14 protein-coding genes are annotated in these 11,748 nt (G+C 35.6%); 4 read left to right on the top strand and 10 right to left on the bottom strand.

Annotated features, from left to right (window positions below; translation table 11 throughout):
• Window positions 1-109: 109 nt before the first annotated feature.
• A complete protein-coding gene (locus AO843_RS08110; protein ID WP_054610613.1) occupies window positions 110-532 on the bottom strand; it encodes a pyridoxamine 5'-phosphate oxidase family protein in 423 nt (140 codons plus the stop codon).
• Between the two features lie 163 nt (window positions 533-695).
• Here AO843_RS08110 and AO843_RS08105 point away from each other — a divergent pair, with 163 nt between their 5' ends.
• From AO843_RS08105 to AO843_RS08095, 3 genes are all read left to right on the top strand, one after another.
• Window positions 696-1,322: a YczE/YyaS/YitT family protein gene (locus AO843_RS08105; RefSeq protein ID WP_054610612.1), complete on the top strand. Its 627-nt coding sequence runs from the start codon at window positions 696-698 to the stop codon at window positions 1,320-1,322.
• A 144-nt stretch (window positions 1,323-1,466) separates the two neighbouring features.
• Entirely contained in the window at window positions 1,467-1,754 is a 288-nt protein-coding gene (locus AO843_RS08100) for a PadR family transcriptional regulator (protein ID WP_054610621.1), read from the top strand.
• Window positions 1,741-2,343, top strand: coding sequence for a DUF2812 domain-containing protein (locus AO843_RS08095; RefSeq protein ID WP_054610611.1), 603 nt, complete (start codon window positions 1,741-1,743; stop codon window positions 2,341-2,343). Before AO843_RS08100 ends, AO843_RS08095 begins: the two co-directional genes overlap by 14 nt.
• Before the next feature lie 38 nt (window positions 2,344-2,381).
• On the opposite strand, the gene AO843_RS08090 is transcribed toward AO843_RS08095, so the two are convergent.
• Together AO843_RS08090 and AO843_RS08085 are read right to left on the bottom strand one after the other, a co-directional pair.
• Window positions 2,382-3,017 (bottom strand): 50S ribosomal protein L25/general stress protein Ctc, encoded by a 636-nt coding sequence (locus AO843_RS08090; protein ID WP_054610610.1) that lies wholly within the window; start codon window positions 3,015-3,017, stop codon window positions 2,382-2,384.
• 141 nt (window positions 3,018-3,158) lie between these two features.
• Entirely contained in the window at window positions 3,159-3,863 is a 705-nt protein-coding gene (locus AO843_RS08085; RefSeq protein WP_054610609.1) for a YjjG family noncanonical pyrimidine nucleotidase, read from the bottom strand.
• Window positions 3,864-4,140: 277 nt separating this feature from the next.
• On the opposite strand from AO843_RS08085, the gene yfkAB reads away from it, so the two are divergent.
• Window positions 4,141-5,253: a radical SAM/CxCxxxxC motif protein YfkAB gene (gene yfkAB / locus AO843_RS08080; protein WP_054610608.1), complete on the top strand. Its 1,113-nt coding sequence runs from the start codon at window positions 4,141-4,143 to the stop codon at window positions 5,251-5,253.
• 86 nt (window positions 5,254-5,339) lie between these two features.
• On the opposite strand, the gene AO843_RS08075 is transcribed toward yfkAB, so the two are convergent.
• From AO843_RS08075 to AO843_RS08045, 7 genes are all read right to left on the bottom strand, one after another.
• Window positions 5,340-6,227 carry a glycine-rich domain-containing protein gene (locus AO843_RS08075; protein ID WP_054610607.1) on the bottom strand — a complete coding sequence of 296 codons (888 nt, stop codon included), beginning with the start codon at window positions 6,225-6,227 and terminating at the stop codon, window positions 5,340-5,342.
• 130 nt (window positions 6,228-6,357) lie between these two features.
• A complete protein-coding gene (locus AO843_RS08070) occupies window positions 6,358-7,554 on the bottom strand; it encodes a hypothetical protein (RefSeq protein ID WP_054610606.1) in 1,197 nt (398 codons plus the stop codon).
• Window positions 7,555-7,567: 13 nt separating this feature from the next.
• Entirely contained in the window at window positions 7,568-8,395 is an 828-nt protein-coding gene (locus tag AO843_RS08065) for a hypothetical protein (RefSeq protein ID WP_054610605.1), read from the bottom strand.
• Window positions 8,392-9,081 (bottom strand): ABC transporter ATP-binding protein, encoded by a 690-nt coding sequence (locus AO843_RS08060; protein WP_054610604.1) that lies wholly within the window; start codon window positions 9,079-9,081, stop codon window positions 8,392-8,394. The genes AO843_RS08065 and AO843_RS08060 overlap by 4 nt, the downstream gene beginning before the upstream one ends.
• The gene (locus AO843_RS08055) at window positions 9,078-9,467 is read right to left on the bottom strand and encodes a GntR family transcriptional regulator (RefSeq protein ID WP_054610603.1); all 390 of its coding nucleotides are present in this window, start codon (window positions 9,465-9,467) and stop codon (window positions 9,078-9,080) included. The genes AO843_RS08060 and AO843_RS08055 overlap by 4 nt, the downstream gene beginning before the upstream one ends.
• A 662-nt stretch (window positions 9,468-10,129) precedes the next feature.
• Window positions 10,130-11,122: an LLM class flavin-dependent oxidoreductase gene (locus tag AO843_RS08050; protein ID WP_054610602.1), complete on the bottom strand. Its 993-nt coding sequence runs from the start codon at window positions 11,120-11,122 to the stop codon at window positions 10,130-10,132.
• Between the two features lie 75 nt (window positions 11,123-11,197).
• Window positions 11,198-11,623, bottom strand: coding sequence for a hypothetical protein (locus AO843_RS08045; RefSeq protein WP_054610601.1), 426 nt, complete (start codon window positions 11,621-11,623; stop codon window positions 11,198-11,200).
• Window positions 11,624-11,748: the final 125 nt, after the last annotated feature.

Below are 11,748 nucleotides of genomic sequence, written 5' to 3'. Positions count from 1 at the left end.
GCCCGTAGTGGAAATCAACGGCTTTACTTTATTTCATTGTAAAAGAAAAAAGACTGTAGGCAAACTCTCAAATTTTTTGAGTTTGTCTACAGTCTGAAACGACCATTAATTAATGGTCGTTCGAAAATTCTAGCTCTTTTGGTGGTTGTCCTTTTTTATTCATCAGACGCATGCGAATGGGTTCAATTTTTAAGGTCACCATTTCGTCTTGATTGCCAACGAAAATACTTGTGAAAAATTCTGCTATTTTATTTTTAGCTCCTTCTTCGTGTACTTCAGTGAGCTTGCCTTCAATTTCCACGTATGCATCGCCAAATCCTTCATTTTCATAGCCATATAAAATATGGGTATATGGATTTTTACGGAGCTCTTCCATTTTCTCAGAATGTTTATTCGTCACTGTATATAACACAAAATCATCATGCTGGAACGTCATATAACGAGAGTAAGGTTTACCATTTTCCACAGTAGCCATCGTTCCAATCTTTTCACGGTTCAATACTTCTAAAATTTCATCACGTACAGAAGTCATTTCATCCCATCCTTTCATCTACATATTTATTTTGCCCTCTCCATCCAAAGCTAAACTGTTTTTTTTGAAAAATGTGAAATGACAATCTTCGGGCATATTGAAAATCTATTGCTATAATAATCTGATGGACAACAGGAATTTACGGATGAATGAGGGTTAAAAAATGAAACAAGCTTTTTTTACGCGCTGTTTGTTTTTCATAACAGGTATTATCGTGCTATCTTTTGGCATCACATTAACAATTAAAGGGCAACTTTTTGGCGTCGGCTCTTGGGATGTCCTACATATTGGCTTAACAAAAACAATCGGGTTAACAATCGGTTCATGGTCTATTATTTTGGGACTTGTTATTTTAGCATTCGATATGCTGATTACGAAAAAATTCCCATTGCCAGGAACTTTTATCGATATGTTTTTAGCGGGCATTTTTATTGATATATTTAATTATTGGTTACCTGATATCGATGGTTTTTGGATGCAACTTGTTTCTTACCTAACAGGTTTGGTTTTACTAGGCTGGGGCTGTGGCATGTATATGGTGGCCAATTTAGGGATTGGTCCGCGTGATACCTTAATGCTAATGATGGTTCATAAACTTGGTTGGAGCGTCACACGTTCTCGTACAACAATGGAAGTAACGGTCGCTGTCATTGGCTTCTTACTTGGTGGCCCTATTGGCATTGGGACGGTGTTAATGGCCTTTGGACTTGGGCCAATCGTACAATTTGCCCTAACTTATAACGAAAAATTATTTATGAGATGGACTGGCGTGAAGAGCGCTGTCATATAGGTTTTAAGACAATGCTAAAATGCATTGTCTTTTTTTATACATTTGCAATATACAGTTGAACTATATATAATCAAACTATATAGTTCAACTGTATATCGAGGTGAAGATGTGAAAAAACATAAATTATTACCTTTATCTGAAACCATGCACTATATTTTACTTGCCTTACGTGAACCGTTACATGGCTATGCTATGATGCAAAAAATCGAGGAAATGAGCGCAGGCAGTGTAAGGATCGCTGCTGGCACTATGTATGGAGCTATTGAAAACTTGTTGAAATATCATTGGATATCACCTGTAGAGACACAGGATACTAGACGCAAGGTGTATCAAACAACCGCTGAAGGGCTACAAATATTAGCGGCTGAGCAACAAAGATTGCAGCGAATTTTATCTTTATACGAAGGAGCTGATGGATATGATAAAGTTTAAGATATTTTTTAATATCGAAAAGGAAGAACAGTGGTTAAATCATATGTTGTCTAACGGATGGATTTGTACAAATGTAAATTCTGCGGGATTATATACATTTAATCCTACTACTGATGTTGAACAAATTATCCGTATTGATTTTCAGCAAGATCTTCGGAATGAGGAGCAAGCAAACTATAAACAGTTATACGAGGATTATGGATGGCGGGCCATTAAAGAAAAATCGTATGATGGTACCTATTATTGGTTGAAAAGAAAAGATGGACATGATGAGCTATTTTCTGATAATGATTCCCAAATTGCTAAATATAAACGTCTAATGAAGCATGCTTGCAGTTGGGCTGTACTCTCTTTTATTTGGTTATTGTGTTTATCTGATAACCACTCTTATTTTCTCAATATTAAAGATGCTTACTTGACCCCAGGTTTATGGGATAAAGAAGGTTTGGCTTTCCTTTTTTCCTTTTTATTTGAAACACCTTTTGCCTTTATGCGTTTTATCCCACCATGGCTATTTTTAGCCACTTGTTGTATATACGTCTTCTTGTATTTCCGTTATCGAAAATCCATTGAACAGATCCTGCAATAAATGCAAGGAGCCATTTTGAAAATGGCTCCTCTTTTGCGCTATGCTTCTGGCTCAGCCGTATTTTTCCCTGTCGCTTCGATCACTTCAGGTGTGTCATCCACTGTGTCATCTTCCTGAACATTTTCAGCAGACGGTGGTGTTATCGTCACTAATGTGAAATCATCTTCTTGTAAAATTTCAAATGAAAACTGTTGACGAATATCCCCCACGTAAAGGGAAGTCCCAATTGCCACATTTGTGACATCTATTTCAATGGATTCTGGAATTTCGGTTGGCTTCACTTTGATGCGTACCTCACGATTAGGCTGTAAAAGGAAACCTCCATCCGCCACTCCGATGGCATCACCGATAACGGTTACTGGAATCTCCACTTCAAGCTCCTCTGACATATTGATGGACTTAAAATCAACATGCTTAATATTTCCTTTTAAAGCACAACGCTGTACTTCCGATAACACAGCATTAATGCGTTTTCCATCAACATCTAATTGAAAAACACTTTTCGTACCATGTGCAGCGAGCATTTTCGCAAAAACTCTTGCATCTAAAGTAATAGCTGTTGATTCCATTTGGAAGCCGTAGACAACGCCAGGAATGGCGCCATTTTGTCGAAGCTGCGTTAATGAAGATTGACGTCCTTTTTGGCGTTTATTAGCTGTTAAAACCATATTCATCGAATATTTCCCCTTTCATGGAAACTAGTCTCATAAAAGGTTTTGCCCTTTCCCTTGTTTTTTATACCTAAGTTGCCTGTTGAAAAAGCTGAACAAAAAAAGCGCTTCCTCTGTCTAAAGAACAAAGAAAGTGCCTTCATGTTAATACTGTGCTATTTTTTGATTCAATAATTCATGTAAATCATCCAATTTTTTGATTTCATAATGCGGTTCAATGCCACTCGTATTTTCAACATTACGGATATTAAACCAGCAAGTATCAATGCCTGACTGTAAGCCGCCCTTTATGTCAGATGTCAAGGAGTCTCCAATAATCAGCGTTTTAGCTTTATCAAAATCCCCAATCCGTTCAAAAACATAATCGAAAAAGGCTGGCATAGGCTTTTGATAGCCCGTTTGCTCAGAAATAAAAATGCCTTTAAAATATTGCGCTAAATTCGCATCCATAAGTCGTTTATTTTGTGTAGCTGTTACCCCATTTGACACTACATATAAATGATAATGGTTGGCTAGCTGAGCGATCACTTCGTAGGCATCCTCTACATAATGGTGTGCCTCACACAAATATTTTTGGAATAGTGTTTCAAAATAGGCTCCATCGACTTCAATGCCATATTCCTTCAAAGCAATGGCAAATCGTGTATTATGTAATGTATTTTTAGAGACTTCTCCTCGCTCAAAAGCTCGCCACATCGACTCATTAATTTCTTTGTAACGTGCAATCATCTCTGGAGTAACTTGTATATTTTCCTCTTTAAACATGCGTTCAAGTGCAGCATTTTCGGCTAAATCAAAATCTAGTAACGTATCATCCACGTCAAACAATAATGTTTCATATTTCGTCATGTCTGTTCCCACTTTCTTCGATGCATTGTGACTATTTCTTCTATCCATGATAACGTTTTTTTAGAAAAATAACAGTAAATCAACTTTTTCCAGAATATTAGAACTTGTATGCGCTTTATCTCTATTGATTTTCTAAACCTTTGAATTTTATATATTTTTCCTATATTGGGTAAAAATATGTTCATCTAGTCCTAAAATAGCCCTTTCAGTAATTTCATATTTGAAATTATCGATGAATATGAGACAATAGAATGCTAGAAAGGAAGATGTACGAAAGATGACGACCTTACAAAAAATTACGCCTGTCTTTGATCCATGGGAAGCTTATTTAGATGTGGAACAGCACGGACAAATGACACTATCAAATATTGAATTTACAACAACAACACTTTGTAATATGCGTTGCGCACACTGCGCTGTCGGCTATACATTACAAACTAAAGATCCAGATGCACTGCCAATTGAGCTAATTATAAAGCGTCTTGATGAAATACCACACTTAAAAACAATCTCGATTACTGGCGGAGAACCGATGATGTCTAAGAAATCCGTTCAAAACTATGTATTGCCTTTATTGAAATATGCGCATGAACGTGGTGTGCGGACACAAATCAACTCCAATCTAACATTGGAGCCCGAACGTTATTTACTGATTGCACCATATTTAGATGTGCTACATATTTCACATAACTGGGGTACTATCGATGAATTCGTTGAAACAGGCTTTGCCATGATGGAGCGAAAACCAACTTATGAACAACGTGCAGCTTTGTTCCAACGCATGATTGATAACTCAAAAATGCTAGCAGAACATGGTGTAATGGTATCGGCGGAAACAATGTTAAATAAGAAAACTTTACCGTACTTAGAGCATATCCACAATCAAATCATCAATGAAATGAAATGTGCAAGGCATGAGGTGCATCCAATGTATCCGTCAGATTTTGCTAGTGCCCTTACTTCCCTTTCACTAGAGGAAACACGTGAGGCGATCCATCATCTGCTAGATATTCGTGATGACAATACATGGATGTTGTTTGGAACACTCCCATTCTACCCTTGCAGTACGAATGAAGAAGATCAAAAGTTACTTCAACGTCTTCGTACAACGAAGAATGTCACAATGCGTAATGATCCAGATGGTCGTTCACGTTTAAATATTAATATTTTTACTGGCGATGTAATCGTTACTGATTTTGGTGATACACCCGCACTAGGTAATATTGTACATGACGAACTACCAGCTATTTTTGATAAATGGATGGCCACGGATTTAGCAAAATCACTCAACTGTCATTGTCCAGCCGTTAAATGCTTAGGCCCTAACGTTCTTGTGAAAAATATGTATTATCAAGATCAAGCGTTTGTGAGCGGCTCTGCTCGTATTTAAAATTGAATAATAATAGTGAAACTCCATTTTGAAAAAACAAAATGGAGTTCTTTATATACCTTAAATTCAAATCCAAAAGGTTCTAATTAATCTCCACCTCCACCACAGCTGGAACAGGAGCTAGCGGAAGTGCAAGAACTACAGGAGCTTGCTGATCCGCAACTTGTACAGCTCGATGAACTATTGCTACTAACTTTCATATAACTTAAAAATTCATCATAATGGAAATAAGAAACTGATAAGAAGGGGATGAGCATGGCTTTATAATTTTGCTGTGTTTTTCCCTTTTTCAGCATTTCTTGTATGACGTTTTTCTCATAGTCTTTTACTCTATTAGCTGTTTTCTTCATAGAAGAAATTAGTGAAAGAACAGTAGACATATATTTGGTATCTTTCTTAAAATAGAGCTCTATTAGTTCATTTTCTGGTAAATTTTTAAATTCATCAATAATAGTCGGCTGTACTGGATTTCTGAAAAATCCCTTATAAAGATGAATGTTCTCATTTCTTATGAAAAAAAGCTCCGCATACACCCAATCAAAAAAACCTCGTAAATCAGGATTAGGCTCTACATTTATATTAGGACTATGATGCAGTGTTGTCCCTAGATACTTCTTTGAAAATTCATCATACTCACGAGTAAACATGAGCATCTGATGCCACAGCTCATCGACTTTCTCACTAAACATGGGTGACTCTTTAAAAAGGGATGTCAAAATAAAATAACGTTTTAAATCGAGGAGTCGCCACTCATACTCATTTTCTTTTAGCCTATTATTTTCCCTTACCCGCTCTTCTACGTTCACCATAAAACTTTTATTAAGGGATTCTTCTAGGTGATCACTTAGCTTTTTTAATCCTTTAATTGGTCGAATCTCTAATGCTTGTGGAGATAAACCAAATGTAAATGAGCGTTTTTTAATTATAACTAAAATAAACCCAATAAAAACAGCAAGCAGGAGTAACCATCCCATTTATATCCCCCATTTCTGTTGTTAATTTCTTCTGTAACGTTCATTAATATTGCTGTGTTAGCATTGTCAAGGTCACTAAATCACATCGACTAATGAATTCATATATGTCAATTAGCTGTTTACTCTAATGTTAATAATTGCTATATACTTGTTCAATATAAAGTGAGTAATCTGGATCTTGATTTTCTTTTTTGTCATTAACGATCTTCCCTTCATACAAGGATTCACCTGTACGTAGATCGTTTATAAACAGCGCATAACCGTCAGTCATATGATTCACTAAATATAGTTTACTATCTGTTATTTGTAAAAAAGGAATCTCGTTATCATTAGCAGTGCTTTCATAGTTTATTATAAATGGCTCTTCCCATTGTTTCTTTTCAATAGTATAACGGTGTAACTTTAATCCATTAGCTGAATAAACAGGAATGAAAATATTCGCTCCATGCATAACGATTGACTTCCTATACGGTTTTAATTCATCAGGAATAATCCATTCTTCCTGTTCATTTGCAACGTTGTTATAAAGATAGATTTGACTAGAGGTAATTTCTCGCTCTCCATCCTCTTTATGTTTTCCAAATTTCTCTACCATATATAAGTAAAAATCTTGGTTTTGAATATTATCGTTTGCATTAAAAACACGAATAGCGTTTACTCTTTCTTCTGACGCTAATTTTGCAATAATGGCGTCATTTTCTAATTCTTTTTTGTTCTCATCAACTGTATATATATGCAACTCTTCTCCTCCATTATAAAGATAATTCGTTGCTAGTATCTTTATTTTTCCATGAGCGACGTAGACATCATTTATATTGATCCAATCATAGCTTGCTTGGACAGGCGTATCGATTTCAAAGAAAGAATTGTCATTTGTCTTTTTATCAAGTATATCGATTTGGAGAGGTAAAAAATTGTCACCAATCTCTTTTTGTCCACTATTTTGAAAATTTGTATAAATTAGGCGTTCTTTGTCTTCAAAGTACTTGCTTAGATTTGACTCTTTCCCTCGCATAAAATGACGGTGTTGATCAATAAATTTCTGAAGAATTATATATCTATTCGAGTTTTTCAAACTGCCAATTAAAGACCTGTTATTCAGAATAGCTGAACCATCTTTTGATATGTACAACCAAAGATGATTAACCCCACTTTGATAACTTGTTTGAAGGGTCAGATTTTTGATTTCATCCTTGTTTCCGCTGATCGTTTCAATTTTAAAGGATATATCATTTTTGGAAGCCATTGCTACTTGTAAAAAATAGTAAGAACCGATTGTCCCCACGACTATAACAGTAATCAATATTGTTTGCCAATATTTTTTCATTGCCATTCCCCCATTAAACCCTGATTTTATGCTTTAGTAAATGATTTGCATACCAAATAGCGCTTCCTAATACGGTGATGCATGCTACCAGTTCCAGTAGGAAGATTTCCAGTGGATAAAAGTAGTTTGTATAGAAATTAGCTAAGAAAATTGGAACAAAAAAGACTCCAAGTGACAATAAGCCATACAGAATTGCGCCAAAAATACCTTTTAAACCGTAACTTCGCTCAATTAAAATAGCGGTAAATAGTACTGCTACTAAAAGTAACCCTACTCCATATATCAAGATGAAATCTGAAAAGGTATTTGGATAGAGCCAACCCCACATTTCTAGGCTATTTTTATCGTAAATTGAAAAACTGGATTGGAAATCTATGGGTATAATACTATTCACGATTTGTTTTTCTATTAGAATCAACACTATTTGCAAAGCAATTAAACCAAGAACCAAAAGCATAATGGCTGTTAATTTAGCAAAATAAATAGTAATTCTTTCAGTTGGTAACATTAATAATCTATATATAAACGTATTTTTTCCAAACCAATCCCGGTACCAAATGAAAAAAACATAAATCATCAACATGGCGATACATAAAAAGATTGGCAGCAGAAACCACTCAGATTGTTGGAATTGATAAAAAGAAAAAGTTCCATATTTCTCAATATATTGTTTCATGGAGAACTGCTGTTCAGCCATCACTTGTTTTGCATTTTTCATATAAACTTGTGAGATGATTATCGACCCAATGAGCTGACTGAAAGTTGTCAAACCTATTAGAATGAGGTAGAATTTAAAAAATCGACTTACTTCGAAATTGACAAGTTTTAAATAGTTTTTCATCTCTGGTACACCTCCCACATAATATCAACTACAGATTTCCCTTCATTCTCACGCATTTCCTCCACGCTAAATTCCTTTATTACTTCACCGTTATCAATAAGGACTGCTTTATCAATCAAGTGTTCTATGTCACTAATTTCATGTGTTGTGATAATAACGCCACGCTCTTCAATTAAATGGCTTGTAAACACTTCTGTAATTTGTTCACGAGAAAAAATATCGATACCAGAAAAAGGTTCATCCATCAGTAAATAATCTGCATCCAGTGCCAAACCTAATAGCATATTTACTTTAGCAGTATTCCCTTTGGATAAGTTGGCAATCCGTTCCGTTGGATCTAGTTTAAAAAATTGCAGTAACTCTTCTGCCCTTTGAAAATTCCAGTTTTTATAAAAATCCGCCATGAACGCAAAAGCTTCACAAATTTTCATCTGCGGCAACATCGTAATCGTATCTGGGATAAAGGTAATTTTCTCAAAGCTTTCTTTTCGGATCTTTTCCCCATCAATCAAAATTTCGCCACTATTAATCGGAGTAAGCGCCATAATAGCTTTCATGATTGTCGTTTTCCCCACTCCATTTACCCCAATTAAACAAGTAATTTCACCTTTCTCCGCCGTAAAAGAAAGTCCTTTTAAAACCTGTTTCCTGCCGTAGTTTTTCTTGACATTTTTTACTTCGATCATTTCGAATCCTCCGCTTCTCCGCTTTTGACCTCATGTTTTTTCTTAACTAGCTCCAACACTTCTTCTAACGGCACATTGATGGATTGAATCGAACCTAAAAATAAGTCAACTGCTTCCATAATCAACTCCTCGCGGACACTTTTGAGAACCGCTTCATCTTTCGTAATGCAACTTGGCATATTTCCTTCAGTAAAAATCAATCCTTGTTCCTCCATTTCCTTATAAGCTCTTTGTGCTGTATTGGGGTTAATTTTCAGCTGATTGGCCAGCTCTCTCCTTGATGGCGTCTCCTGACCAGGCTCAAAATACCCTTTTGCGATTTGTTCTTTAAAATGCCGGATCACCTGAACATAAACTGGATCCCTATTATTAAACTTTACCGTCAATTAACTCAACTCCTAGAAAATCATATTTTGTGTATTAAACACTTAATACACAATAAGCAAAATGATGGATTTACCTAAAACATCTATAATTGTGACTAGTCATTCTATCGCTAAACCCATCTAGTGTATTAATACCTTAATACACTATTTTCAAAAAAATGTATTGAACAGTTAATAAGCTTCTTGAAATGTATTATATGTTTAATACACATTTTAAGTCAATCAATTCCATGGAAATAAATATAAAAAATTAAAATCGTAACCAATTTTTAACTTAACTTTTTCTTTATGTACATAAAAAAGAGCTATCTGGCAGCAATAAAATTTATTTTTTTATAAGACGTATAAAAATTTTTCACTGGTCTATACTATTAAAGATTTCACTTCCAAATCCAATGACTAGGAGGGTTAACCCGATGAGTGCGATTGATCGATAACTCAGAAGGACCATCAAAGCAAAGCTAAAGTACAGAATTCTTAGGAATATCTTAAGATCCTATGCGGAAGCGAGGCAATGTGTCATGGAGTATTTAATGTAAGTGGTAATCGAACCCGGAAAATTATTTCCGGGTTTTCTTATTTTGTGTACAATAAAACAAAGAAAAAACAGTAAGGCCTCATAAAAAATCACCTCGAAGAATAACAACGAGGTGATTTTCGTTCTATAATAATTCCTTCGCTAGGAATTTATAGGTATTTAAACGACTTGCTAATTCATATTGATTACAGTTCAGCATGACTTCATCAAAGCCATAGTGCTCTTGTTCTTTCATTAAAAATGCTGCAATATCCTTTGGTGTACCGACAAGGTTTGCTTTGCGATTATTGTCAATCGTCATTTTATCCATTTCTGTTAATGGATAATCCTTTGCTTCTTCTGGTGAAATCGTTTGAATGATTTGCCCCTTCATAAGCTGAAGACGAGAAATATCAATTGGTTTTGCCAAATATTCCGCTTCTTCTAAAGTTGGTGCAACCGTTGCTGCATAGGTCACAATGATTTGTGGTTTTTCCATATAATAAGAAGGCGTAAAATAAGATTTATAGGCATCAAAAATATCCTTCGACATATTGCCAGTGAAAAATTGCGCATATGAATAGCCTACGCCAAGCTGCCCTGCCTGCATAGCACTTTGACCACTCGAACCTAGTAACCACGCCTCAGGTAATGAAATATGAACAGGTGCTGCAACGACTTGATCATAGACATGTTCTCCTGTTTTTTGATTATTCATCAGCTTTAAAATAATTTCGAGCTTATCGTATTGCTCTGTGAAGCGTTGTCTTCTTCCCTCTGCTAGCGCATAAATAGAGGCATGATCACCACCTGGCGCTCTCCCTACTCCGAAGTCAATACGATTAGGTGCTAAACCTGACAATGTCTTAAAAACCTCTGCTATCTTATAAGGTGAATAATGCATCATCATAACGCCACCTGTTCCAATGCGAAGTCGTTTCGTTTTCGCAGCTAAAAATGCAGCGGTTACTTCGGGAGCCGAACTTGCCAGCGACTGACTATTATGGTGTTCAGCTAGCCACATACGATGATAGCCTAGTTCTTCCCCCAGCAATGCTAGTTGTTCTGTACGTTGGAAGGCTTCCTCTGCCGAATGACCTTTTGGTATAGGCATTTGATCTAAAATACTTAACTTCATTCAAAACATCCTCTCTGTCTGTAAGCTCCCCCTTTTACTGTAATATAGTTCGGCTAAATTACAAAGCAAAAAACCTTACTCATAAGCTAGTTGTTTCATTTCCCATGTATGATAGACCATGCCAACCAGCTTCTGTTTTTGTTCGGCATTTAAGACGACCTCATTAAATTTCATCGCTCGAAGGGAAAATTGCTTCGTTTGTTCGTCAACGACAAATTGTAAAATGGCATGTCCTTTTTCACCTTGAAACGTAATATCACCTGATAATTCTACAACTTGCTCCTTTGTTTTCGCTTGATAATATCGCCAATAGGGTTCAAAAAATGCGTAGTTAAACGCATTACGAACTGTGACATCTGAAAAATTCTCCAAATAGCCTTCTTTTACGATATCTATATACTCATGATCTGTTATATCTTTTTTTGCATTATAGACATAGCCTACAAGCACCCCCATAAATACAACACAAAGAAATACACGTATATGATTTCCTAAACTCATGTCATCACGTCCCCTTTACGTAAAAACACCATCAATTACATAATACATCAAAATACTAACCCCAAGTAGAAAATATTTGATTAATGTAGAAATTATACGAATATCCTATCCGCTTCAACTAAACT

This window comes from Lysinibacillus sp. ZYM-1 (genome assembly GCF_001308875.1).
In the GTDB taxonomy this organism is placed as follows: domain Bacteria; phylum Bacillota; class Bacilli; order Bacillales_A; family Planococcaceae; genus Lysinibacillus.
The sequence above is the reverse complement of the archived record's forward strand: the minus strand, read 5'-3'. Positions and strand labels throughout refer to the sequence as shown.